Annotated in this window: 20 protein-coding genes and 1 pseudogene (1 of these 21 running past the window's edge); 10 read left to right on the top strand and 11 right to left on the bottom strand. The window is 64.8% G+C overall.

From position 1 onward, the window contains the following. A pseudogene (gene prmB, locus F4036_11145) lies at window positions 1–898 on the top strand (50S ribosomal protein L3 N(5)-glutamine methyltransferase) (it extends 50 nt beyond the left edge of the window). A 151-nt stretch (window positions 899–1,049) separates the two neighbouring features. Here the strand turns inward: prmB and F4036_11140 are convergent. Genes F4036_11140 through aroC form a run of 5 tightly spaced genes read right to left on the bottom strand, consistent with a single transcriptional unit; the run spans window position 1,050 to window position 5,466 of the window. Beyond that, window positions 1,050–1,910 (bottom strand): acetyl-CoA carboxylase carboxyltransferase subunit beta, encoded by an 861-nt coding sequence (locus F4036_11140; GenBank protein MYK38294.1) that lies wholly within the window; start codon window positions 1,908–1,910, stop codon window positions 1,050–1,052. A gap of 23 nt (window positions 1,911–1,933) precedes the next feature. After that, the gene (truA, locus tag F4036_11135; protein MYK38293.1) at window positions 1,934–2,743 is read right to left on the bottom strand and encodes a tRNA pseudouridine(38-40) synthase TruA; all 810 of its coding nucleotides are present in this window, start codon (window positions 2,741–2,743) and stop codon (window positions 1,934–1,936) included. Further along, the gene (locus F4036_11130; GenBank protein ID MYK38292.1) at window positions 2,740–3,246 is read right to left on the bottom strand and encodes a hypothetical protein; all 507 of its coding nucleotides are present in this window, start codon (window positions 3,244–3,246) and stop codon (window positions 2,740–2,742) included. Before F4036_11130 ends, truA begins: the two co-directional genes overlap by 4 nt. Before the next feature lie 8 nt (window positions 3,247–3,254). Continuing rightward, window positions 3,255–4,334, bottom strand: coding sequence for an aspartate-semialdehyde dehydrogenase (locus F4036_11125; GenBank protein MYK38291.1), 1,080 nt, complete (start codon window positions 4,332–4,334; stop codon window positions 3,255–3,257). Between the two features lies 1 nt (window position 4,335). Further along, a complete protein-coding gene (aroC, locus tag F4036_11120; protein MYK38290.1) occupies window positions 4,336–5,466 on the bottom strand; it encodes a chorismate synthase in 1,131 nt (376 codons plus the stop codon). Between the two features lie 77 nt (window positions 5,467–5,543). On the opposite strand from aroC, the gene F4036_11115 reads away from it, so the two are divergent. From F4036_11115 to purF, 3 genes are read left to right on the top strand one after another with little or no spacing between them, the layout of a single operon-like run. Next, complete coding sequence (locus F4036_11115) at window positions 5,544–6,140, top strand: hypothetical protein (protein MYK38289.1); 597 nt, start codon at window positions 5,544–5,546, stop codon at window positions 6,138–6,140. Continuing rightward, on the top strand, window positions 5,960–6,673 hold the full coding sequence (locus F4036_11110; GenBank protein ID MYK38288.1) for a CvpA family protein: 714 nt from the start codon (window positions 5,960–5,962) through the stop codon (window positions 6,671–6,673). The genes F4036_11115 and F4036_11110 overlap by 181 nt, the downstream gene beginning before the upstream one ends. Beyond that, a complete protein-coding gene (purF, locus tag F4036_11105) occupies window positions 6,673–8,256 on the top strand; it encodes an amidophosphoribosyltransferase (GenBank protein ID MYK38287.1) in 1,584 nt (527 codons plus the stop codon). The genes F4036_11110 and purF overlap by 1 nt, the downstream gene beginning before the upstream one ends. Here the strand turns inward: purF and F4036_11100 are convergent. The 3 genes from F4036_11100 to folD are packed head-to-tail and all read right to left on the bottom strand — an operon-like array spanning window position 8,253 to window position 10,512. After that, window positions 8,253–8,975, bottom strand: coding sequence for a UDP-2,3-diacylglucosamine diphosphatase (locus F4036_11100; protein MYK38286.1), 723 nt, complete (start codon window positions 8,973–8,975; stop codon window positions 8,253–8,255). The two genes, purF and F4036_11100, sit on opposite strands and share 4 nt — an antisense overlap. Further along, window positions 8,972–9,640 (bottom strand): peptidyl-prolyl cis-trans isomerase, encoded by a 669-nt coding sequence (locus tag F4036_11095; protein MYK38285.1) that lies wholly within the window; start codon window positions 9,638–9,640, stop codon window positions 8,972–8,974. Before F4036_11095 ends, F4036_11100 begins: the two co-directional genes overlap by 4 nt. 17 nt (window positions 9,641–9,657) lie before the next feature. Beyond that, entirely contained in the window at window positions 9,658–10,512 is an 855-nt protein-coding gene (gene folD, locus F4036_11090; GenBank protein MYK38284.1) for a bifunctional methylenetetrahydrofolate dehydrogenase/methenyltetrahydrofolate cyclohydrolase FolD, read from the bottom strand. A gap of 171 nt (window positions 10,513–10,683) precedes the next feature. On the opposite strand from folD, the gene F4036_11085 reads away from it, so the two are divergent. Both F4036_11085 and F4036_11080 read left to right on the top strand, forming a co-directional pair. Next, entirely contained in the window at window positions 10,684–13,641 is a 2,958-nt protein-coding gene (locus F4036_11085; protein MYK38283.1) for a molybdopterin-dependent oxidoreductase, read from the top strand. After that, window positions 13,641–14,492 carry an oxidoreductase gene (locus F4036_11080; GenBank protein ID MYK38282.1) on the top strand — a complete coding sequence of 284 codons (852 nt, stop codon included), beginning with the start codon at window positions 13,641–13,643 and terminating at the stop codon, window positions 14,490–14,492. Before F4036_11085 ends, F4036_11080 begins: the two co-directional genes overlap by 1 nt. Window positions 14,493–14,569: 77 nt before the next feature. Here F4036_11080 and F4036_11075 read toward each other — a convergent pair whose 3' ends face one another. Together F4036_11075 and F4036_11070 are read right to left on the bottom strand one after the other, a co-directional pair. Further along, complete coding sequence (locus F4036_11075) at window positions 14,570–16,243, bottom strand: NAD(P)/FAD-dependent oxidoreductase (GenBank protein ID MYK38281.1); 1,674 nt, start codon at window positions 16,241–16,243, stop codon at window positions 14,570–14,572. Then, on the bottom strand, window positions 16,240–17,817 hold the full coding sequence (locus F4036_11070; GenBank protein MYK38280.1) for an amidohydrolase family protein: 1,578 nt from the start codon (window positions 17,815–17,817) through the stop codon (window positions 16,240–16,242). The genes F4036_11075 and F4036_11070 overlap by 4 nt, the downstream gene beginning before the upstream one ends. 144 nt (window positions 17,818–17,961) lie before the next feature. Between F4036_11070 and F4036_11065 the strand changes: the two genes are divergently transcribed. Both F4036_11065 and F4036_11060 read left to right on the top strand, forming a co-directional pair. Then, entirely contained in the window at window positions 17,962–18,498 is a 537-nt protein-coding gene (locus F4036_11065) for a hypothetical protein (GenBank protein MYK38279.1), read from the top strand. Then, the gene (locus F4036_11060; GenBank protein ID MYK38278.1) at window positions 18,485–19,375 is read left to right on the top strand and encodes a nucleotidyl transferase AbiEii/AbiGii toxin family protein; all 891 of its coding nucleotides are present in this window, start codon (window positions 18,485–18,487) and stop codon (window positions 19,373–19,375) included. Before F4036_11065 ends, F4036_11060 begins: the two co-directional genes overlap by 14 nt. 39 nt (window positions 19,376–19,414) lie before the next feature. Here the strand turns inward: F4036_11060 and F4036_11055 are convergent, their stop codons facing one another. Further along, a complete protein-coding gene (locus F4036_11055) occupies window positions 19,415–20,695 on the bottom strand; it encodes a hypothetical protein (GenBank protein ID MYK38277.1) in 1,281 nt (426 codons plus the stop codon). 150 nt (window positions 20,696–20,845) lie between these two features. On the opposite strand from F4036_11055, the gene F4036_11050 reads away from it, so the two are divergent. Beyond that, complete coding sequence (locus F4036_11050; GenBank protein ID MYK38276.1) at window positions 20,846–21,670, top strand: hydantoin racemase; 825 nt, start codon at window positions 20,846–20,848, stop codon at window positions 21,668–21,670. A 175-nt stretch (window positions 21,671–21,845) separates the two neighbouring features. Beyond that, window positions 21,846–24,176: a TonB-dependent receptor gene (locus tag F4036_11045; protein MYK38275.1), complete on the top strand. Its 2,331-nt coding sequence runs from the start codon at window positions 21,846–21,848 to the stop codon at window positions 24,174–24,176. Window positions 24,177–24,181 lie beyond the last annotated feature (5 nt).

The following is a 24,181-nucleotide window of genomic DNA, read 5'->3' as shown; positions in this document are numbered from 1 at the left end:
TCGTGGGCAGGCTCATATTTTTATAATTCAAATTTTTCTTTGTCCTTCTTTGCGTTTTTGTTACCTTGTCTATGTTTGGGCCGCCCGCCGGGCGGGCGGGCGGGTCCATTTCGGCCACGGCATGGGCAGCGCGGAGGAGGAAGCCCTGGCGCTCGCGAATTTCGTTTGCCGGTCGGGCGTGTGGCAGCGCCGCTCCCTGCTGGGCCGGCGCGTGTCGGCGGCCGCGCGGGCGCGGGCGATGGCGCTGGCCTTCGCTCGCGTGTCGCGCCGTTTGCCGCTGGCCTACCTGACCCGCGAGGCCTGGTTTGCGGGGATGCGCCTTTACGTCGATAAGCGCGTCTGCATTCCGCGCTCGCCGCTGGCGGAACTGATCGAGGTGGGTTTTGCGCCCTGGCTGAAACCGGATAGAGCGCGCCGGGTTGTCGATCTTTGCACCGGTTCGGGCTGCATCGCCGCTGCCTGCGCCTTCGCCTTTCCCGAAGCCGAAGTCGTGGCGACCGACCTCTCGCCCGCCGCCTTGTCCGTGGCCGAGCGCAATGTGCGCCGGCTTGGCCTGGCGGGCCGCGTCGAGCTTCGCCGGGGAGACCTTTTCGCCGGCGCGCAGGGAAAATTCGATCTCATCGTCGCCAATCCTCCCTATGTGCCTGCCGGCGCGTGCGGTTCTCTGCCGCGCGAATATCGTCATGAGCCGCGGATGGCGCTGGCGGCCGGCGCCGACGGCCTTGCGATTGCGTCCCGCATCCTTGAGGAAGCGCCCCGCTACCTCGCCGAGGGCGGGCTGCTGGTACTGGAGGTCGGCGAGGTGGCGGGCAATCTTGCCGCCGCACACCCGGAACTGCCGTTCCTCTGGCCTTCGCTGGAACGGGGCGGCGAGGGCGTGCTGCTGCTCCGGCCGTAGCCCTTACTCATGGCCCCCCTTTCCGGGAGTTTGTGAGCCAGTGAGCGCCGATGCCCCGGCGCGAACAGCGGAACAAAGCCCCATGGATGGGTCCATGCGTCTCCCGGAAAGGGGGGCCATGAGTAAGGGCGGGACCGCCCTCGCACTCAGGCTATTCCGGGGGTGGTTTGTTGAGGAGCTTGGCCAGCAGCCGGGCGATTTCCAGGCGCATGACCCGCCGGTCCAGGATCATGTCCAGGGCGCCATGCTCGAGAAGGAACTCGGCGCGCTGAAATCCTTCCGGGAGGTCTTCGCGGACTGTTTGCTTGATTACGCGAGGCCCGGCGAAACCGATGAGCGCGCCGGGCTCGGCGATCACGATATCGCCCTGCATCGCCAGACTTGCGGACACACCGCCCATCGTGGGGTTGGTGAGAATCGAAATATAGGGGAGGCCGGCCTGGGCGAGCGCGTGCAGCGTGGCGGTCACCTTGGACAATTGCATCAGCGAGAAAAGCGCCTCCTGCATGCGCGCCCCCCCCGAGGCGGAAAAGTTGACCAGCGGCATGCGATGTTCGCGGCAATAGCTTGCGGCGCGGACGAATTTTTCCCCCACCACCGAGCCCATGGAACCGCCCATGAAGCCGAACTCGAACGCGCTGGCCACGAGCGGCTGACCGTGCAGTTTGCCGGTCATGGTCACCAGGGCTTCAAGCTCGCCGCTGTTGTCTCGTGCCTGCGCGACCCGGTCGGGGTAACGCTTGGTGTCCCTGAATTTCAGCGGGTCCCTGGGCTGAAGCCGGGGGGAAAGCTCTCTGGCCGAATCGCTGTCGAGGAACAACTCGAGCCTTCGCCTGGCCCCCAGGCGCATATGATGCTCGCACTTGGGGCACACGTGCTGAGTTCGCTCCAACTCGGTGCGGTACAACTGTGCTCCGCAGTTATCGCACTTGACCCACACGCCTTCCGGCACGGTCTTCTTCGGCCGTCGCGTCGTGATCCGCGACGGCATTAATCTCCGCAGCCAGGAAATCGCCATAAGACTTTGATTTTAGCCTAAATGTCTTCCGGAATCGGGAGAAGCCTTTCGAGGCCAACCCGGTTGCGTTCAGGCAGCAGGTCCGGCGGGTAGTCGATCCGTTGAAGGTACAGGCCCTGGGAAGGCGCGGCCGGACCCGCGGCCTCCCGGCTGCGCGCCTCGAGAATCCCGGCAATCCAGGCGGCCGCCTCGCGGCCGCGCCCGACGAGCGCCAGCGAGCCGGCGATGTTCCTCACCATGCGCTGCAGGAAGCCGTTTGCCCGGCAAATGATCCATACGCGTTGCCCGCTACGGCGCACCCGGATGTCCATGACCCTGCGCACCGGCGACCGGGCCTGGCAATCGGCGGCCCGAAACGAACTGAAGTCGTGCTCGCCGGCCAGCGCCTGCGCCGCGCGGTTCATCGCCTCGTCGTCCAGCGGGTCCCGGATCAGCCAGGCGCGATTGCGTTCCAGCGCCGAGCGCACGCTGCGGTTCAGGATCAGGTAGGCGTACGTGCGCGAGAGCGCCGAGTGGCGCGCATGGAAATCGCCCGGCACTTCGCGAACCCAGAGCAGGTTGACGTCGTCGGGCAGATAGGTATTGGCGCCGAACAGCCAGTCGCGCGGACTCCGCCGGGCGCTGGTCTCGAAATGAGCGACCTGTTCGATGGCGTGAACACCGGCGTCGGTCCGCCCGGAGCCCATGCATCGCACCTCTTCGTCGGCCACCCGGCTGAGCGCCCGGTTGACGGCGTCCTGAACATTGGTGCTGCCGCTTTGCGACTGCCAGCCGTGGAAACCGCTGCCGTCGTATTCCACTCCCAGGGCGAGCCGCGCGCGGGTCATGCGCTCTCGGAATTATTCGGCCCCAGCCGTTGGCGCATCCGGCGCAGCGCCTCGGCGAGCTCCTCGGCGTCTTCGTTCTCACGGGCTTCGACGATATGGGCGAGAACCTCGAGCGCGTCGGCGTCCCGGCCCATTTCCTCAAGCGCCCGCGCCAGGTCCATGTAGTTCTCCGGATCGAGTTCGCTCATGGCATCCGCCAGGGCGGCGTCCGGCCCCACCGCGATTTCGTCGGCGGATTGCTGGGCTTCCGCCGATTCCGCTTCGCCGGCATTCCCATCCCGAGATTCTCCGTCGTCCTTCTTCGAACCGGCGCGGGAAAATATCCGCACGACGCGCGGCGGGCCGAGGACAATCGCCGAAAGGACCGAAAAGACCAGCGCGGCCGAAAGCAGCGGCACGCCCCAGAGGACCCATAACGAGAACAGGCCTTCCTGCGGAACCGCGGGCGAGATCAAAAGCGCGATGAACAGCGAAACGGCCGGCGGCGCGATTCTGCCTTTCATGCCGGGACCTAACCCGATGCGTCGTCGCGAATCAGGAGCTCTGCGATCTGCACGGCGTTGAGCGCGGCTCCCTTGCGCACGTTGTCCGCCACAACCCAGAAACTGAGGCCCTGCTCGTGCGAGATGTCCTCGCGCACCCGGCCCACGAACACGGCGTCCGACCGGCTGGCGTCGATCCCGGGAGTGGGGTAGCCGCCGGCCCGGTCCTGGCTCATGACGACCACCCCGCGGGCGGCCCGAAACAGCCTGAGCGCTTCCTCGACGGCGACCTTGCGCGTCAGCTCCACGCTGACGACCTCGGAATGTCCGAAGAACACGGGCACGCGCACGGCCGTGGCGCTGATCCGCAGTTCTTCGTCGCCCAGGATCTTGCGGGTCTCCCAGACCATCTTCATTTCTTCCTTGGTATAGCCGTTGGCCTGAAAATCGTCGATGTGCGGCACCGCGTTGAACGCCGCGCTCGGCGCCGATGCGGCGGGAAGCTGTCCCCCGTTGGCGGGCGGCTCCGCCTCCTCGGCGTCGGCAGGCTCTTCCGGGCGGCCCTTGCCGGCCATCATGTCGGCAGTGTGCCTGACCAGGTCCTCCATCGCCCGGCGCCCGGCGCCGGAAACCGCCTGGTAGGTGGCCACGCTGATCCGCTGGATGCCGATGGCGTCGTACAGGGGCTTCAGCGCAACGACGAGCTGGATCGTGGAGCAGTTCGGATTGGCCACGATGCCGCGCTCGCGGCATTCGGCGAGCGCCGACGGATTGACCTCGGGCACGACCAGCGGCACGCCGTCGTCATAGCGGAACGCCGACGAGTTGTCGATCACGATCGCTCCCTGCGCGGCGGCGCGCGGCGCATGCTCGATCGCGGTTCCCGCGCCGGCCGAGAACAGTGCGAAATGCACGCCGGAGAAGTCGAAGTCATTGAGCGCCTCAACCGCGACCTGGCGTTCGCCGAATTCCACGATCTTGCCGACCGAACGTTCGCTGGCGACCGCGTGAAGCCGGTCCACGGGGAACTCGCGCTGCGCGAGGATCTGCATCATGGTCTCGCCCACCAGCCCTGTGGCGCCGACCACAGCGACGTTGTAGCCGTTCATCTCAGCTTCCCGCGGTCCGCGCCGCGGCGGCGGGGCGAGCGCTCGCGGCAGTCGAGGTCGCCTGCCGATCGACGTCGCCGCATTGCGCGCGGTCGCGAAGGTAATGGTCCATCAGCGTGATCGCCAGCATCGCTTCCGCGATCGGAGTGGCGCGCAGCCCCACGCAGGGATCGTGGCGCCCGCCGGTGCTGATATCGGTGGCCGCGCCGCCGCGGGTAACCGTGGCGCCCTTTTTGCGGATGCTGGAGGTGGGCTTCATCGCGATGCTCACCAGCAGGTCCTGTCCGGACGATATGCCGCCCAGCGTGCCCCCGGCGTCGTTCTTCAGGAAGCCGCCCGGCGCAATCTCGTCGCGATGTTCCGAACCGCGCTGTTCGACGGCCGCGAAGCCGGCGCCGAATTCCACGCCCTTGACCGCGTTGATGCTCATCAGCGCGTGCGCGATCACGGACTCGAGCTTGTCGAACACGGGTTCGCCGAGCCCGGGCGGCACTCCGCGGGCGCAGACGTTGATCCGCGCGCCGATCGAGTCGCCGGCCAGCCTCAGTTCGTCCATGAACGACTCCAGTTCCTTCAGCCGGCCGGGGTCGCCGCAGAAGAACGGGTTGTCGTTGATGATCTCGGGGTTCGGGCACTCCAGCCGGATCGGCCCGAGCTGCGCCACGTAGCCGTAAATCGTGATGCCCGCCCGCTCGCTCAGGTACTTGCGGGCGATCGCTCCGCCGGCGACCCGCATGGCCGTCTCCCGTGCGGACGCGCGTCCCCCTCCGCGGTAGTCGCGAATGCCGTACTTCTGCTGGTAACTGAAATCGGCGTGTCCGGGACGGAACTTGTCCTTGATGGCCGAGTAATCGCGGGGGCGCTGATCGGTGTTCTCGATCATCAGCCCGATCGGCGTTCCGGTGGTTACGCCCTCGAAGACCCCAGACAGGATCCGCACCTGGTCCGCCTCCTTGCGCTGCGAAGTATGGCGCGAGCGCCCGGGGCGCCGCCGGTCCAGGTCGCCCTGTATGTCCGCCTCGCACAATTCCATGCCGGGCGGGCAGCCGTCCACGATGGCGCCCAGCGCCAGGCCGTGGCTCTCGCCGTAAGTCGTGACGCTGAACAGGCGTCCTATGGTGTTGCCGGACATGCCGTAATCCGCAGGCGGTGGCAGGAACCCGATATTTTACGCTCGCGCTCCCAAGCCCCCGCATATAATTCACTGCAATGCAATCACCGGTGCTTGAGCGGCTGGTGGGCGGAGCGGTCCTGGTGGCCTTGCTCCTGTTGCTGGCCCTGGTAATCGGCCCGCGGGAAGGGGTCCGTATACCGGACGAAGAGGGTTCTGAAAGCCCTGTGGCCCACGTCGCACCTCAACCTGCCGAACCGGGCATCGCCGCGTCGGACGAAACCCGCCCGGAGCCCGGTCCGCGCACCGTCGCCCAATGGGTGGCCCCGGGTTCGGTGCCCCACGCGCCGCAGCCAGCCAGAGCTTTCGTCGCACCACCGGAAACGGACGAACAAGCCCGGCCCTCGCCTAGTTCCGGCGCATCTTCCGAAACGCCCGCGGTTGCGGCCGGGCCTCGGTGGGCCGTGCAGATCGGCAGTTTCTCTTCGCGCGCGAATGCCGACCAACTCTCCGAATGGTGCCGCGAACAAGGCTATGGCGTGCAGGTCGTGAGCGGGCAGGACGGCGGCCGGACTCTGCATCGGGTACGCGTGGGCCCCTACGCCTCAAGGGGCGACGCCGATTCGGCGGTTGCCGAACTGGCTCTGCTCGGGCGCAGCGGTTTCGTTTCGGACTGGGAGAACGCACCGCCGTGACCCTGTTCGACTGGATCGTCGTGGTGATTTTCATTTCCGCAGCCTGGCTCGGAATGAAACGCGGTTTCCTGTCCGCCGCCCTGAGCCTTGCGACCTGGGTTGCGGGCGTGTTTCTGGCCTTTGCCTTCGGCGACATGGTCGTGGCCACGCTGCTGTCCGGATGGCCGGCGAAGATCGAGATCTGGCTCGCGAACAATCCGCTCGCCGGCGCAATATTTCGCGGTCCGTCGGTCGCCGAGTCCGTGGCGCTCTGGGCGGCCAGGCTGGGCGTGCTCGTGGTCGTGCTCGTGATTGGCTCGACCTTGGCGGGCCTGGCTTCCAGGGCCGTGGAAAACAGCGTGCTGGCTTCCGCGAATCGCGCCTTGGGCGTATTATTGGGTGCAGCCAAAGGCTGGCTGATTGCAGGTGGACTTCTGCTCTTGTGCATACACGTGGGGCCCGAGACCTGGGTGCAGGATTCGATGAGCCTGCCTTTCCTTGAACCGGTCAGCGACGCCCTGAGCCTGCTGCTCAAGGCACTGGGTGGCCGCTGATGTGCGGGATCGTCGGCCTGATGGGTCACGGCGCGGCGGCGCCGGAAATTTACGACGCGCTCATCATGCTCCAGCACCGCGGCCAGGACGCCGCCGGCATCCTGACCGACGACGAGGGCATGTGCCGCAAGCGCCGCGCCCGCGGACTCGTGCGCGAGACGTTCCGCACCCGCCACATGCAGAACCTGCGGGGCTCGGCCGGCCTGGGCCATGTGCGCTATCCGACCGCCGGGTCCGACAAGAACTCCGAAACCCAGCCGTTCTTCGTCAACAGCCCGTACGGGATCGCCCTGGCGCACAACGGCAATCTGACCAATGCGCACGAGCTGGCCGGCGAGATGCGCCAGCGCGACCGCCGCTATCTCAATACCGATTCCGACAGCGAGCTGCTGCTGAACGTGTTTGCCCACGAACTCCTGCGCACTTCGCGCCGGACGATGGACGCCGAGGCCGTGTTCCGCGCGGTGCGCGGCGTGCACAAGCGCTGCAAGGGCGCCTACTCGGTCGTCTGCATGATCCTGGGCTTCGGGCTGGTCGCCTTCCGCGATCCCTACGGCATCCGGCCGATGGTCGTCGGCCGGCGGGAAAGCAAGCAGGGACCGGAATACCTGGTGGCTTCGGAAAGCGTTGCCCTGCAGCAGCTCGGCTTCGAACTGGAGCGCGACGTGATGCCGGGCGAGGCCTGGGTCTTTCCCTACGGCGAGGAAGCGGTGACCCGCCAGTGCGCGGCCCGCACGCAATACACGCCCTGCATCTTCGAATACGTCTATTTCGCCCGCCCGGACTCGCTCATGGACCGCATTTCGGTGCACAAGGCGCGCCTGCGTATGGGCGAGCGCCTGGTGGAGAAGATCCAGCGCGAACACGACACCAGCGACGTGGACGTTGTGATTCCGATCCCGGACACCAGCCGCACCAGCGCCATGGAAGTCGCGAACCGGCTGAACGTCAAGTACCGGGAGGGCTTCATCAAGAACCGCTATATCGGCCGCACCTTCATCATGCCGGGCCAGGACGAGCGCAAGCGCTCGGTGCGCCAGAAGCTCAACCCCATCAACCTGGAATTCCGCGGCAAGAACGTGCTGCTGGTGGACGATTCCATAGTGCGCGGCACCACCTCGCGGCAGATCGTCGAGATGTCGCGCGAGGCGGGCGCCAGGAAGGTGTACTTCGCCTCGGCCGCCCCGCCGGTCCGCTACCAGAACGTTTACGGCATCGACATGCCGGCGCCGGAAGAGTTGATCGCGGCCAACCGCACGGTGGAGGAAGTCGAGGAGAGAATCGGCGCCGACTGGCTGGTTTACCAGGACCTGGGCGATCTGATCTCGGCGGTCAACTTCCGGCGTGCCGAGATCACGGGTTTCGACGTTTCATGCTTCAACGGCCAGTACGTGACCGGCGGCGTGGACGGCAAGCTGCTCCGCCGGGTCGCCCGGGAGCGAGCGGACAAGGTGCGGGCCAAGCGCAAGTCGCGCAAGCGGAAAGCCAGGAAGGCCGCGCGGGTGGCCGGCGCCGAACCGGTGGCCGCCGCCCGGCCGCCGAAGATGGCCGAGCTGCCCGCCCTCGAAGTCGAAAGCAGCTAGAGGTCGAACGCCCCCAGCCGGAACTCGCTCCCGTCGTGTTCCAGCGCCCAGCCGCGCTCGAACCAGTCGCCCAGAACGATCCGAGTGGCGGGGTCGCCGTCCAGTTCGAATTCGTGCACGTCGGGACGGTGCGTGTGGCCGTGAATGAACCGCCGCACTCCGCTCGCGCGCATCGCCTCGGCCACCGCGTCCGCGTTGACGTCCATGATCTCCATCGGCTTGCCGCCGGTTGAAATGCGGCTGGCGTCACGCGCCTGGGTGGCCAGCGCACGCCTGGCGGCCAGCGGCAGGGCCAGGAACTGCGCCTGCCACTTCGGATCGCGGACCATGGCGCGAAACTCCTGGTAGTCATGATCGTCGGTGCACAGGCTGTCGCCGTGCATCAGGAGCACGTTTTCTCCGCCCAGGTTCACGACGCTGGTTTCCGGAAGCAGCGTCACGCCCGTGCGGCCGCAAAAGCCGTCCCCAACCAGGAAGTCCCGGTTGCCGTGCACGAACCACGCCGGGACCCCGTCTGAAGTCAGTTCCGCCAGCGCGTCCATGATCCCGCCGGCGTGCGGATCGTCGTCGTCGTCGCCCACCCAGGCCTCGAAGAGATCGCCCAGGATATAGAGCGCCTCCGCTTCGGCGGCGCGATGCTTCAGGAATTCGCGGAAGGCTTGGGTTGCGGCGGGTCGGGTGGCGTCCAGGTGGAGATCGGAGATGAAAAGGGTGCTCATTCAGTCACGCGCAGGACCCGTTCGATGATCACCGGCGCCGCCGGCACGTCGCGATCGAACGGGCCGCCCGGCCCGGTGGCCCGGTTCCCGATCTCGTCCACGACCTCCATGCCGCTGACTACCTGTCCGAACACGGCATATCCCCAGCGACCCGGGCGCGGATTGAGCGCCACGTTGTCCTGAAGATTGATGTAGAACTGGTTTTTCGCCGAATGCGGATCGCCGGTACGGGCCATGGCGATCGTGCCGCGCACGTTGGAGCGGCCGTTGCCGGATTCGTTGGGCAAGGTTTCGTCGATCAGGCGCTCCTGGAAATCCACCGACCATCCGCCGCCCTGGATCACGAAGTCCTGGACCACGCGATGGAAGATCGTGCCTTCGTAGAAGCGGCTGCCGGCCAGAAGCAGGAACTGCTGTACCGTGAGCGGGGCGTCGTTGGCGAACAGTTCCAGCGTGAAGGCGCCCGCGGTCGTTTCCACCCGCACCCGCGGGAAGGGATCCATTTCCGCCTCCGCTTCGGCCGGTTCCTGCGCGCCGGCGGCGCCGGCGCCCAGCGCCAGCACGCACAGCGCGGCGGCCCACACGTGGGAGCGAAGGCGTCTCGCCTTCGCCGAGGGCGGGACGCCCTCGCTCCCAGGGGGGGTTGGAATTCTCGTATATCTCATTTCGGTTGGCCCTGCGATTACGTCGTGTTGAAAATGGCGGCATCCAGCGTGTTCTGCAACAGCATGGCGACGGTCATCGGCCCCACTCCGCCCGGCACCGGCGCAATCCAGGCCGCACGCTTGCGCGCCGCCTCGAATTCTACGTCGCCACGCAGCTTCCCGTCGCTCATTCGCGTAATGCCGATGTCCAGCACCACGGCGCCGTCGCGTATCCAGCCGCCAGGAATAACTCCCGGCTTGCCGACGGCGCTGCAGAGGATTTCCGCCTGCCGGACATGCTGCTCAAGGTTGGTCGTGAACCGGTGGCACACCGTGACCGTCGCGCCGGCCAGCAGCAGCTCCAGCGCCAGCGGGCGCCCCACCAGGTTCGACGCGCCGACCACAACGCAGTGCTTCCCCTTCGGATCGACGCCGATCTTCTCCAGCATGCGGATCACCCCGACCGCGGTGCAGGGCCGCAATCGGGGCGTGCGCAGCGCCAGCAGTCCGAAGGTCAGCGGATGAAACCCGTCCACATCCTTGCCCGGGTCGATGCGCTGGATGACGTTCAGCGAGTTGATGCGCTCGGGCAGGGGCAGCTGCACCAGGATGCCGTCCACGTTCGGGTCCGCGTTGAATTCGTCGATCAGGGCCAGCAGCGTCGGCTCGTCCGTATCCGCCGGGAGGTTGTGATCCAGCGACGCGATGCCGGCGCCGGCGCAGGCCCGCCGCTTGTTCCGCACGTAAACCTGCGAGGCCGGGTCCGCTCCCACCAGCACCGTGGCCAACGCCGGCGCCCGGTGGCCCTCGGCAAGCCGCTCGATGACCGTCTGCCGGATTTCCTCACGGATCGCGGACGCTATGGCCTTGCCGTCAATCAGTTGCGCGGTCATCAGGATCCGGTTGGCCGTGAACAGAGGAGATTTTACCGACTGCATCGCGTGCTCACCAGCACGGCCGCCATCAAGTTCCGCTCCCCGTTCAGGTGACGGCGGCCTGCAAGGTTGCTATCATCCGGGGCCTCTTGAGCGGTCTGCCAGACCCCGCATCCGGGAGAGGACTACATGCGATTTTCGATCATTCTCTGGGCCATGGTGCAGGCATTGCGGTTCACCAGGCTCCGCTACGCCGAGTTCAGGGACCGCCTGAAGGAAAGAAACGTCATTGCGCAGTTCAAGCTGCAGAACAATTCCGCCGGCCGCTGGGTGCAGATCGAAAACGGCAGGATCCGCTCGGGGACGGGCATTCACGAGAACCCCGACTTCGCCGTGGTCTTCAAGAACCGGGCGATCGCCGAGGAATTCCTGACGCCTCCATTCGACCAGCTCGTGCGCGTGGACGCGGCCAAGAACTTCAAGCTGACCGTGGAAGGATCGGACGAGGCGTCGGTGTGGTTCATGATCACGCTGAACCGCATGCAGTCGATCCGCTGGAAGATCGGCACCGACATGGGCAACGGCGTGACCCGCTACACCAACGGCACCAACGGCGGTCCGATCTTCGTCTATGTCAAGGAAGGCAAGATCATCCGCATCACCCCGGTGGATTTCGACAAGGACGACGCGCCCTCATGGACCATCAAGGCCCGGGGCAAGGAATTCACGCCGCCGCGGCGCACCACGCTGGCCGCGCACGGCCTGTGCCAGAAATCCATGGTCTATTCGAAGAACCGCATCCTCCATCCGATGAAGCGGGTGGACTTCGACGTCGACGGCGAGCGCAACATCCAGAACCGCGGCAAGTCGGAATTCGTGCGCATCAGTTGGGACGAGGCGCTGGACATCGTGGTCAAGGAAATCAAGCGCTCCAAGGCGCATGGCCCGGGCGCGGTGCTGGTCACGCACGGCTCGCACCACCAGTGGGGCAACCTGGGGCATTACCTGAGCGCCTTCAACCGCTTCTGGAACCTGATCGGCTGCTCCAAACTGCACAACAATCCCGATAGCTGGGAGGGCTGGTACTGGGGCGCCATGCACCACTGGGGCAACAGCCTGCGGCTGGGCACCCCGGAGTTCTACGGCACCGTGGAGGACTGCCTCAAGGAAGCCGAGCTGATGGTGTTCTGGTCGAGCGACCCGGACGCCAGCTACGGCTACGAGGGCACGGTCCGGCGCGAGTGGGCCAGGGAGCTGGGCATCCCCATGGTCCATATCGACCCGTTTTTGAACCACACGGCCGCGCACCTGGGCGGCAAGTGGATCTCGCCCAAGCCGGGCACCGATTCGGCGCTGGCCCAGGCGCTCTGCTACGTCTGGATCACCGAGGACCTCTACGACAAGGAGTTCGTCGAGAAGCGCACCACCGGCTTCGACGATTGGAAGGCCTACATCCTCGGGGAGTCCGACGGCACGGCGAAGACCCCCGAATGGCAGGAGGCGGAGACCCGGGTGCCGGCGCGCGAAGTCCGGGCGCTGGCCCGCCAATGGGGCAGCAAGAAGACCTATCTGGGCGCCGGCGGCTGGGGTTGCGGCCTGGGCGGCGCAGGGCGCGGCCCCATGGGCGTCCAGTGGGCGCGGATGATGACCATCCTGGGCGCGATGCAGGGCTTCGGCCGGGCAGGCGTGAACTTCGGCAATCTGCAGTTCGGGGCCCCGCTGGACTTCTCCTTCTACTTCCCCGGCTATGCCGAAGGCAGCATGTCGGGCGAACTGACCTACAGCGCCAATGCGGCCAACAACTACCAGCGCATGCCGCATGTCGTGACGATGAACTCGTCGCGCCAGAACATCCCCAAGATCCGGCTGCCCGAGGCGATCATGGAGGGCAGCGCGATGGGTTTCCTCACCGACGTTTCCTCGGTGCGCGGCCAGTTCCTGCGCTACGGCTATCCGGCGCCCGGTCACGCGAAGATCCAGATGATGTACAAGTACGGCAGCCCCAACTTCGGCACGATGGTCGATTCCAACCGCTGGGTGCAGATGTACCAGTCGGAGAACCTGCCGTTCGTCGTGAACCAGTCGATCTGGTGGGAGGGCGAGACGCCGTACTCGGACGTCATCCTGCCCGCCTGCACCGTGTTCGAGCGCTGGGACATCGGCGAGTACTACAACGTGGGCGCGGGCTACGTGCACCACATGTTCTCGATGGTCAATCACCGCGTGGTGTCGCTGCAGCACAAGTGCATCGAACCGCTGGGCGAGTCGAAGTCCGACTACGACATCTTCCTGGCCGTGATCGAGCGCCTGGGGCTCGGCGCGATGTACTCGGAGGGCGGCAACACCGAACTGGACTGGTGCAAGCGCGTGTTCGATTCGTCCGACGTGGCCAAGCACACCACCTGGAAGGAGTTCCTGAAGAAGGGCTATTTCGTCGTGCCGGCCGACCCCGAGGACGCGCGCGCGCCCACGGCCAACCGCTGGTACTACGAGGGGCGGAAGAAGGACACCCCCGAGCCCTATCCGCTACCGGCGGACTACGTGGGCGATTTCGGCGAAGGACTGCAGACGACGTCCGGCAAGTTCGAGTTCCTGCCCGAGACGCTGAATCAGATCGACGACCCGGCGCGCCCGCCGCTCAACAAGTACCAGAAGAGCTACGAGAACGCCGAGGCCGAACCGGCGCTGGCGGACTTTCCGCTGCAACTGCTGACGCCGCACACGCGCTATCCGTTCCACATCATGGGTGACGACGAGGGCTGCACGCTGCAGGACATCCGCGAGCACCGCGTCACGGTGAACGGTCATTCCTACCTGGTGGCGCGCGTCAACCGCGAGGACGCTGAAGAACGAGGGGTCCAGGACGACGACCTGATCCGCCTCTGGAACCTCAGGGGCTCGGTGGTCTGCGCCGCTCAGGTCACGGACCGGCTGCGTCCCGGCGTGGTCAGCGCCTGCACCGGGTCGGCGCAGTACCGGCCCGTCGGGGAGCCCGGCAACTCGACCGACCTGGGCGGCTGCGTGAACATGCTCAATCCCAAGAAAACCATTACCGAGCAGGCCAGCGGCATGGCGCCCAACACGTCGCTGATCCAGTTCGAGAAATGGACCGGCGTCGATACCTGGCAACGGTCGGAGGCGGCGTGATGGCGAAGAAATGGAACATGGTCGTCGATATCGAGCGCTGCGATAACTGCCGCAACTGCTTCCTGGCGACAAAAGACGAGCACATCGGCAACGAGTTCCCCGGCTATTCGGCCCCGCAGCCGGACCGCGGGCACAGCTGGGTGGACATCAAGCGCCACGAGCGCGGCAATTGGCCGGCGGTCGAGGCGCACTTCATGCCGGTCATGTGCAACCACTGCGACGACGCGCCGTGCATGAAGGCGGCGAAGGACGGCGCCATCACCAAGCGCGCTGACGGCATCGTGCTGATTGATCCGGAGAAATCGAAGGGACAGAAGGAGATCGTGGACGCCTGCCCGTACGGCGCGATCTTCTGGAACGAGGAGGAGCAGGTGCCGCAGGCCTGGTTCTTCGATGCGCACCTGCTCGACGGGGGCTGGGACAAGACCCGCGTGGAGCAGGCCTGCCCCACCAACGTGTTCCGCTCGATGAAGGTCGAGGACAAGGAGATGCAGCGCATCGCCGAGGACGAGGACCTGGAGGTCCTGAAGCCCGAGTTGGGCTCACGGCCGCGCGTCTATTACAAGAACATGCACCTGATGACCCACTGCTTCGTGGCCGGGTCGGTCGTGGTCGATGTGAATGGCGTCGAGGAGTGCGCCGGCGACGTCGAAGTCGTGCTCAGCCGGGACGGCTCGGAGGTGGCGCGAACGGCCACCGACATGTTCGGCGACTTCCGCTTCGACAGGCTGGAAACGGACAGCGGTTCGTACCAACTGGAATTCAAGGCGGATTCAGGCACCGCATCCGCGCAGTTCGAACTGGGCGAGGAAAGCCTTTATCTCGGCGCCATAGCACTGGCCGGCGCTTAACTTCCGGTCTTTTCGCTCCCCCGTCCTGTGCGGAGCGTCGGCGGCAGGACAGCCGCCGCCGAGCCCCATGGATGGGTTCATGCGTCTCCGCACAGGACGGGGGAGCGAAAAGACCGCAGCGCAAAGCCCGCGTAGCCGTTTTCGACGACCTGCTCGCACTGTTCGACGTAGGCCGGGAAGCCGCCCACGTACGGTAGGAAGCCGCCCGGTTTGCCGGGGATATTCGCGCCCGTGTACCAGGAGGCGCAGTCGCCGCGTATCGAACGCTGCGCCACCTCGTCGTTGTGGACCGCCCAGGCGTCCTCGTGTTGCGCCTCGGCTTCGATCGCATCCAGTCCGCGCTCGCGCATGTGCACGAGGCAATCGGCGATCCAGTCCACGTGCTGCTCCACGCCCGTGACCATGTTGATCAGCACCGACGGGCTGCCGGGGCCGTTCACCATGAACAGGTTGGGGAAGCCGTGGGTCGCCAGGCCGAGATAGACGCGCGGTCCGTCCGTCCACTTCTCGCGCAGGGTCAGTCCGCCGCGGCCGCGCAGGTCCATGGCCAGCAGCGCGCCCGTGATCGCGTCGTATCCGGTCGCGAACACGATGGCGTCCACCGCGTGCACCCTGCCGCCGGTGCGAATGCCCTCGGGCACGATGCCGTCGATCGGATCCCGGCTGATGTCCACCAGGGTCACGTTGTCGCGGTTGTAGGTGGGGTAGTAGTCCGTGTCCACGCACATGCGCTTGCAGCCCAGCGGGAAGTCCGGCGTCAGAAGTTCGGCCACCTTCTCGTCATCCACGAGGTCGCGGATCTTGCGGCGCACGAACTCGGACGCGGTCCGGTTGGCTTGCGCGTCGAACAACACGTCGGCGAACGCGCCCTGGAACGCCAGCCCAAAGTTCCCCCACCAGCGTTCATACACTTCCTCGCGCTCCTGTTCGGACACGGCCAGCGCGGAGCGGCCCGCCGGCTTGAACGGCAGCGCGGTGAAGCCCTTCTTCGATGCTGCGCGAATCTCGCCGTAGCGGGACTTCACGTCGTTCAGTTCATCCGTCTCCAGCGGCCGGTTGCTGGCCGGAACGGCGTAGTTGGGCGTGCGCTGGAACACCGACACATGCCCGGCCTGCGCCGCGATCAGCGGAATGCACTGGATGCCGGACGATCCGGTGCCGATCACGGCCACCTTCAGGCCAGAGAAATCGACCTGCTCATGCGGCCACTGGCCGGTGTGATACGTGGCGCCGGCGAACGTGTCGCGCCCCGGAATGTCCGGCAGATTCGGCGTTGACAGCACGCCGCTCGCCATGATGCAGAAGCGCGCCCTGTGCGTTTGCCCGTCGTCGGTCGTGACCGTCCAGTGCGCGGGGGCCTGTTCGGCAGCCTCCTCGAAGGTGGCCGCCGTGACGCGCGTGTTGAACCGAATGTCGCGGCGCAGGTCGAACCGGTCGGCCACGTGGCGGATGTAGGAGAGGATTTCCGGCTGCGACGCATATCGCTCCGTCCACTCCCAGTCCTGCTGAAGATCGTCGTCGAACTGGTACGAGTAATAGATGCTCTCGATATCGCAGCGGCACCCCGGATAGCGGTTCCAGTACCAGGTGCCCCCCACGTCGCCGCCCGCTTCGAAGGCCCGCACGGAAAAACCCAGCTGGCGGAACTTGTACAGCGCGTAGACGCCGGCGAACCCGGCGCCGACCACGATCACGTCCAGCAGCGCACCGGACGAGCCGCTTGCCGTGGACCGCTCAGGCACTTTGCTCACGACGGCGGGTGTGTGCGTGTCCGCACCGTGCACTCCGCCTGGTTGGGGAAGGGTCGATGGTTTTCACGATAGAGCGGCACGATATCTTCTTTCCGGTTGGCTTGCAGCACCTCCCCGAACCCAAAAGGTAGTCCCCTGGCGGAGTCCGGCAACTCGGCGCACACGAAATGGGCGCCGACGGTGAACCGGCAGTCGTCCGGCAAGGCGCCGGAGAAGCCTTCGCGGTTTCCGCTGCGCAGCCGCCCGTCGACGAACGTAGCCAGCACTTCCCGCGCCGTGCTGCGCAGCAGGTCGTCGAAGGGATCGTCGGATTGCTTCCGGAACACTATGATGTCCGCCGCCAGCCCCGCTTCCAGTTCGCCCGTGACCGCCTCGAGCCCCAGCGCGTAGGCGCCGTTGCCTGTGGCCATTTGCCACAGGTCCGCCGAAGACAGGACCGGGCTGCCCGACCCGCTCCCGTGGAGGTCGTTCGCACATCGCAGTTCCTCGAGCATGTTGTACGACCCCGAGACCGACCAGTCCGTGCCGATCGCGATCTGCACGTTCTCGCGAAGCAGCGCGGGAATGTCCGCCGTTTCGCCGTACAGGGCGACGTTGGAGCGCGGCGACCAGATCAGCGTCACGTCCATCTCGCCCAGTCTTGCAATGTCACCGGAATCCAGGCCTACGCCGTGGATTACCGAGAAGCGCCGACCGGAATTGCGCGTCGCGACATAGTCCAGAAAGAACCGGCCTTCCAACCGGGCGACGAGGTCCGTGCCCTCCGCCACATGCGGGACGTAGGGCGCGTGCGCGGGAAGATCCTCGGTCAACTCCGGGCTGAAGGCCTCCTCGCCGTCGTAGGCAAAAGACGGCAACCGGCGGATGCGCTGCATCGCTTCCTGGCCGAAGGGAAACGTCCTCATGTCGGCGGCATACTCGTATCCTGGTCGCCGCCGGGAACCGGCGTTCTTTGCCAGACCCTGCACTGCGCCCGACCCGGCGATCAGCGTCGTGCCGGCAATCAGGTGCCGAAGCTCGATCCAGAAGAGCGTCTTCGCATCGTTCGTGCCGTCCTTGTAACGAATCTTGTCCTCGCCGTCCCCGACGCCGGACTCGGGAATCCATTCGTCGCGATGCGCATAGACGGGCAGCTTCGCCCGGTCCCGCGCCGTCAGCATCTGGAAACTGTAGCGCGTGTGCTCGTGCGGATTGATCAGCCCCGGGGACACGTAGTTCCCCCCGCAGTCGAATACCGCGGCGCCCTCCGCCGCGGTCCCTATAGCGTTTTCAGGCACTAGTTCGACGATCCTGCCCTCTGATATGAGAACCCCGCCATACTCCGCGCCGTCCATGCCCGTCAGCAGGTTGCCGATGATCAGCGTCTCGCCCGATTCGGAACCACCCGCCGTGAACCGGCACGTTTCGAAGGGCGCAGCGATCGGGAGATCGTCCGAATCGGGCTCCCGGGCAGCCGAAGAATCCGGCGCCACGCCCGTCAGCATTGCCCAAAAGAGAAAGGCCGTTGCCAGCGAAGAAGTCGCAGAAGCTCCCTCAGCACCAACCTTTGGCGCATCCATGACGATTCGGCCCATAGTGCCCGATGCTCCAACGCGTTCGCAGACGGCGACCGCATGATAACGGCAGCATTGGGCATATATATTGACATTAATATAATCATAGTGTAATAAAGGTGTCTACTTAATATAGGAATTGCAAGAAACACCAGAGTTTGTCTCATGCAACAAATCGCAGCCATCCGGGAACTGATGCGTCACGAAAGAACGGGACCGCCGGTCTTCACCAAGAAAGACCTGGCGAAGATTTTCCGTGAAGACGACACGAACGCGTTGAATGCCGGCCTTAACCGACTGGTCCGGAACCAGGTGCTGCAGCGCGCCGTCAACGGCGTGTACGTCAATGCGCTGTCCCCCAATCAGGGCGCCGACACTCTTGAACAGGTCGCTCGGGCAATGCGCCGTGGCCACCATAGTTACGTCAGTCTGGAATCTGCCTTGTCCGAGTACGGACTAATCTCGCAAATCCCGATGCGGCTGACCGTGATGACCACGGGGCGCAGGGGCGAGTACTCGACTCCGTTCGGTGTCATCGAATTTACCCACACGGCCCGCTCCGTGCTTGATGTCATTGACGGCACGGTGGACGCGGGACGGCCGTTGCGCCTGGCAACCAGGCAGACCGCTTATCGTGATCTCAAGCGCGTGGGCCGTAACCTGGATCTGGTCGACCGGAGCGCTCTTGATGAAGAAGACTGACAACGTGCTCAATGCGTTGACGGACCGCGCCATGCAGGACAGACAGGTTGCGCACATGCGGACCGTCATCCAGAAGGAGCTGCTCCACTACGACATCCTGTACGGCCTTGAACAGGCCGGCTTGCTGGGCGGTCTTGTATTTCAGGGAGGCACTTCGCTCCGCCTCTGCTACGGCGCGGACCGCTACAGCGAGGATCTGGATTTTGCCGGCGGCCAGGACTTCTCAACGACGCGGTTTGCAACACTAATGGATCGGGTTGAGTCTCACGTGGGCGGACGGTATGGACTGGAAGTGACTGTAAAAGAGCCAAAGTCCAACAAGAAGCAACCGGAACGCGCCGGCGTTGACTTGCATCAATGGCGGGTTTCAATCGTTACCGATCCTGGGCGCAGGGACCTTCCGAAGCAGCGTGTCCACATTGAGATTGCCGGCGTACCGGCCTACACCTCGGAGGTACGGAAGCTGCAAGTCAATTACGATTTTCTTCCGGACGGGTACGGAGACCTGCTGCTGTTGGTCGAGTCCCTGGATGAGATCATGGCCGACAAGCTGTTGGCTCTGGCGGCCTCCCGGGAACGCGTGCGCCACCGCGACATCTGGGACCTGGCGTGGCTCAGGCAGCGAGGCGCCAACGTGCGGCCGGATCTGGTGGAGCGAAAGATTGCGGACTACGGCGTGGCGTGCTATGCGGAACTGTTGGACTCACTCGTCGAGCGGGTGCCTGCCATCGTCGCCGGAAAACCGTTCCGGGGCGAAATGAAGCGTTTTTTGCCGGAGGACCGTTATCAGAGTTCGTTTGGAGACCCCAAATTCGAACGCTATCTGATCGGGACCATCACGGAACTGTACGGGGAATTAAGGACCGGCCTCTCCTAGCGGCTTGCCACTTTCGAGTAGCCACCCGCACCCGTACTTTCAGCGCTTACCCTTCAGGACCCATCGCGACAGTACGGCGTGGAGTACGAAGGCCGAGATCATGCCGTCGGCTGCCGGGACCGTCGTCAGCGCCAGCAGCTCCTGGTTGGCGGCAGCGGCCACACCGGTTCCGGCTATCCATGCGAGCAAGGCGGAGTAGCCGACCGGCGGTCGCGCGGACAGGCGCTCCAGCCTGTAGTCAGAGCCGCTCAACAGGAAGAAGTCGGCGATATAGACGCCGGCAATCGGGGTAGCGGCGATTCCGAGAATCAGTACGAAGGGCAGGAACACGTCCATGATGCCCAGCACCGCACCCAGTGTGCCCAGCGCGCCGGCCGCCATCGCCAACTGTTTGTCCGAGAACCGGTGGAAGGAGGCGGCCAGTGTCAGTACCGCCGAATACAGGTTGACGGTATTCGTCGTCCAGGTCGAAAAGACCAGTATGAACAAGGCGGGCAGGGCCACGCCCAGGATGAGCATGATCTTCATGATGTCGGTTTCGGCGAACGCGAGGGCTGGAATGCCGGATGCCAACATGATCAGAGGGTAGCCGGCCGCGAGCCCGGAGACCGATTTCACGCCCTCCAGCCCGGTGCGTGCGTAACGGGTCAGATCCGGTCCCGACACCGCCATGAGCATGTTGGCCCCCACTACGGTTGAAATGGCCAGGCCCACCGACATTCCCCCGGCGCCGGGGGCCGACCAGAGGTCCTGCAACTGGATGCGCTGCAGTACCAGATAGACCACGTAGAGCATGAACAGCGCCAGTAGCGGGACTGCCAGGCTGGAAAACCGTTCGATAAAGCGGAAGCCGTACATTGCCGTCAGACTCATGGCCACGCAGCCGACAAAGGCGCATAAAGCCCTGGGTATCGCGATTCCGTAGAAGGCGTTAACCGCCTCGCGGATGGCCCCGCCGAAAATGTCTCCGGTGGCCGCGAAGTAGCCGACGTAGGTCATCGCCAGCAGTGGATTGACCAGAAAGCGAACCAGGCTGCGGCCGAACGCAAACTGAATGATCATGTAGGTCGACAGCCGGGTGCGCGCGCCGATGATCGACGTCACGATCATCATCAGGCCCACGATCGCGCATCCGCCGAACAGCGCAAGCGTGGCCCTTCGCAAACCGAGAGCGAGGCTGATTTCCGACCCGATGTAGAAGATTGGGAGGGTCACCCCGATCCCGAATACCACAACCGCGATCCGGAAGCCGCCGATCGTGGCCTGATCGGGCACCCGGCTGCGCGTATGGTCGCCGTTGGATTCCGGACGTGCTTTCATATTCCGCGGTTCGGCCGGTCGCAGTCTGTCGATTGCCGGGAAAGCCTAGCGGTCGGCAAACGCTGCGCAAACTACTCTTTCGAGTGGGTTCCTTCACTTCCGCCGCCCAGTAGGATTTTTTGGATCGGTCTGAGAAGTTCAGGAGCGCCCATGAATGCCCGAACCAAGGTCATGTACCTCAATCCGGTAGGGACATCGGCCTACGATGACGTCTTCGCGGATATGGCGCGCAAATTCAAGTGTCCCGACACAGAGGTGCACATCGCGTCGCTGAACCCGAATTCAGTCGCTCCGGAAATGAACAACCTGGAGTATCGCGCCTACGAGTCGCTGATCGTGGCGGACACGGTCAGGGCGGCGAGGCAGGCGGCCCTGGGCGGGTTCGATGCCATGGCCATCGGATGCTTCTACGATCCCGCGCTCTTGGACGCGCGGGAAATTTCCGGTGACACGGCAATCGTCGGGCCCTGCCAGGCGTCGATCACGGCGGCTTTGAATGTCGCCAACAACTTCTCGATCATCATCGGGCGCACCAAGTGGGAAGATCAGATGAAGCAGACCGTGCATGAGTACGGCTACGCACAGAAGCTCGCGTCCTTCGAGGCTGTCGGGCTTCGCGTTGAGGAGTTTCACAAGAATCTCAAGGAAACCAGGAAGCAACTCGAACTCGCTGCGGTGCGCGCGGTTGAGGAGAGCAAGGCGGAGTCCATCATCCTGGGTTGCACGCTGGAGGTGGGTTTCTATGCGGAACTGCAGGAGTTCCTGCGTGCACGGTTCTCCGCCAATGTCCCGGTCATCGACTGCTCCATCGCAGCGCTGAAGGCCGCCGAAAGCGCCGCCTGGCAAAAGCGGATCGGCTGGACAAACAGCCGTGTCTGGGGCATGGAGCCGCCGCCGGAAGACGAGCTTGAGCGGTTCGAAATCTTTCGCGGTGACTACGAATTCGGGAACCTGATCAAGGTGCCGGCAGACTGATCCGACCCGCTGCGGGAGGCCCCAAGACTACACTTCCGAGTAGTTGGCAGCCCCTGGTTCGACGGCTACTGTTTTGCGTGAAAGCAACGTGGCAATGAGTCCGTAGAGGGGTCGCCGAGCAGAGCGCTTCCACGGGATTCGTTGTCCCGAACCTGACGGCCGGAGGAGCTCTATCATGCAGAACTTCGCACTTTCTCTACGAGGCGCGCTGGGGTTGGGGGTGACCCTTGCGCTTGCGATCTCGCTTTCTCAACAGGCCGCGGCCCAGGCCATGCTGGAGGAAATCGTCGTTACCGCCCGCAAGGTCGAGGAGAACATTCAGGACGCGCCGATCACGGTGAATGCCATGACCGCGGCGCAACTGGAGGACGCGGGGGTTACCCAGACGGCGGACTACATTCAGTTCATTCCCAACGTGACGCTTGCCGAATCGCAGACCATCGGAACTTCATTCCTGACGGTGCGGGGCCTGAGCCGCGTGCGCAACGGCGAATTGCCCGTGGCGGTCGTCGTGGACGATGTCCTTATCGTCAACGCGCGCCAATTCATCGGCCAGGTGTTCGACACCCAGCAGATCGAGGTCGCCAAGGGTCCGCAGGGCGCGCTTTATGGCCGCAACGCCTCCAACGGAGCGATCATCGTTACCACCAAGGCGCCCAGCGAAGAGCCTGAAGGCCATGTAAAGCTGAGTTACGGGACGGCCGACGAAATGGGCGTGGAGGGTTCCTACAGCGGCCCGATCAGCGATAACGCCGCCTTTCGTTTGTCGGGTCGCGTGGTGAACAGGGACGGTTATTTCCATAACGTGACCCGGGACGAGGACGTTGACCCTTACGAGGACCGCACGCTGCGCGCGCGGCTTAGCTGGTCGCCGAGCGACACGATATCCGTTGACCTGAAGGGACAGGTGTCGAAGCACTCCGGCAAGGGCATCGGCTTTCATTGGCCGGGCGCCGCTCAGTTCGAGATCTTCGGAGTCTTCCTGGGCACGGCCGAGGAACTGGGCGTGACCGTTGACCAGGTGGTCAGCGAAGGCGCGAATCTGACCGGGTTGCCCTACGTGGCCAACAATCCGGATCGCGGCACCCGCGACACTTCGACCTTCTCGGTGAAGATCGACGCCTCGTTCGACTTCGCGGACATCAAGTCCGTTACCACCTACGATGAGTTGCAGACTTCGTCGGTGGCGGATCGTGCACCCTATCTGTCGTACTTCGACGGCACGCAGCACTCCTTCGTGGACGTGGACGGCTGGAGCCAGGAAATCCGCTTCACCTCGAATTCCGCCGGCCCGCTGAGCTGGCAGTTCGGCGGCTATTACCTTGCCTGGGAACGGTTGCGCTCCACCGTTTCCGGGATCGACAAGGGCCAGGGGAACATCCGCGCCATCGACGTGCCCGAATTCGAGGACAGCACCAACCCGACAGGCGTTGACCCCGGCTCCTTCCTTTCGTTTGTCGAGGACAGTTACGCCCAGGCCGTGTTCGGCAGCGTGGAATGGGCGATGACCGATCAGTTCACCGTCAACGTTGCCGGTCGTTACGACCGCGAAAACCGCGAGCAGCTTGTGAATCCCTACAACACTGCGGGCCGGGTCTACAGCCGGGCCGACGCGTCCGGCGTGAATCGGCCCTACGGCGCGGCAGCCTGCTCGGGCGCTCCGGGCGACATGCCCGACGTCACCTGCGGCGCCTACGCGACGTTCAGCGAGTTGCTGGCCAACACCCGTCCTTCGCGCGAAACCAATGAGGCGGAATTCAGCAAGTTCCAGCCCAAGGTTACGCTGGCTTATGCCGCCACCGACGAAATCAACCTTTACGGAAGCTGGGGCATCGGCTATCGCGCCGGGCAATTCAACTATCCCGGAATCGGGATCATCAGCGCCACGGCGAACGAGTTCATCGAGCAGGAGGAAAATTCGGCCTTCGAGGTCGGCGTGAAAGGCGACTATGGCAATTTCCGGTTCAATGCCGCGTGGTTCTCTTCATCGGTGGACAACACGCAGTATTTTCCCTTTGACGGGCTCGCATTCGTGCAGGTTTTCGAGGACATCGACGAAGCGGACCTGGACGGATTCGAGCTGGAAGCCGCCTGGCGCCCGCTGGAGAATCTGGATCTCTATGCCGCATACGGCAAGACCAATACGGAAATCACCGCATACGCCGAGCGCCCCGGCACGGTGGGCAACGACCTTCCTTACGTCCCCAAGGATACGTTCAATGCCGGCGCCCGGATCGAATTCGATTTGGGCGCCGGGTTGACGTTCTTTGCCCGGGCGGACTACGAAAGACGCGGGGAGCAATTCTGGACTCCTGAGAACACGCATCCCCGCGACACCCTGAGCCTGGTGAACCTGCGGGCGGGACTGGAAGGCGACAACTGGGCAACGTCGCTTTACGTGAACAACGCGGCGGACAAGGAGTACAACTCCGAAGTCGTCACTCCGCTGTTCGTGCACCCGGCGGCGCCGCGGGTCTGGAGAGTCGATTTCCGCTACAACTTCTGAAGTTC

This window comes from Gammaproteobacteria bacterium (assembly GCA_009845905.1).
Taxonomy (GTDB): Bacteria; Pseudomonadota; Gammaproteobacteria; order Steroidobacterales; family Foliamicaceae; genus Foliamicus.
This window is presented reverse-complemented; position numbering and strand designations above follow the sequence as displayed.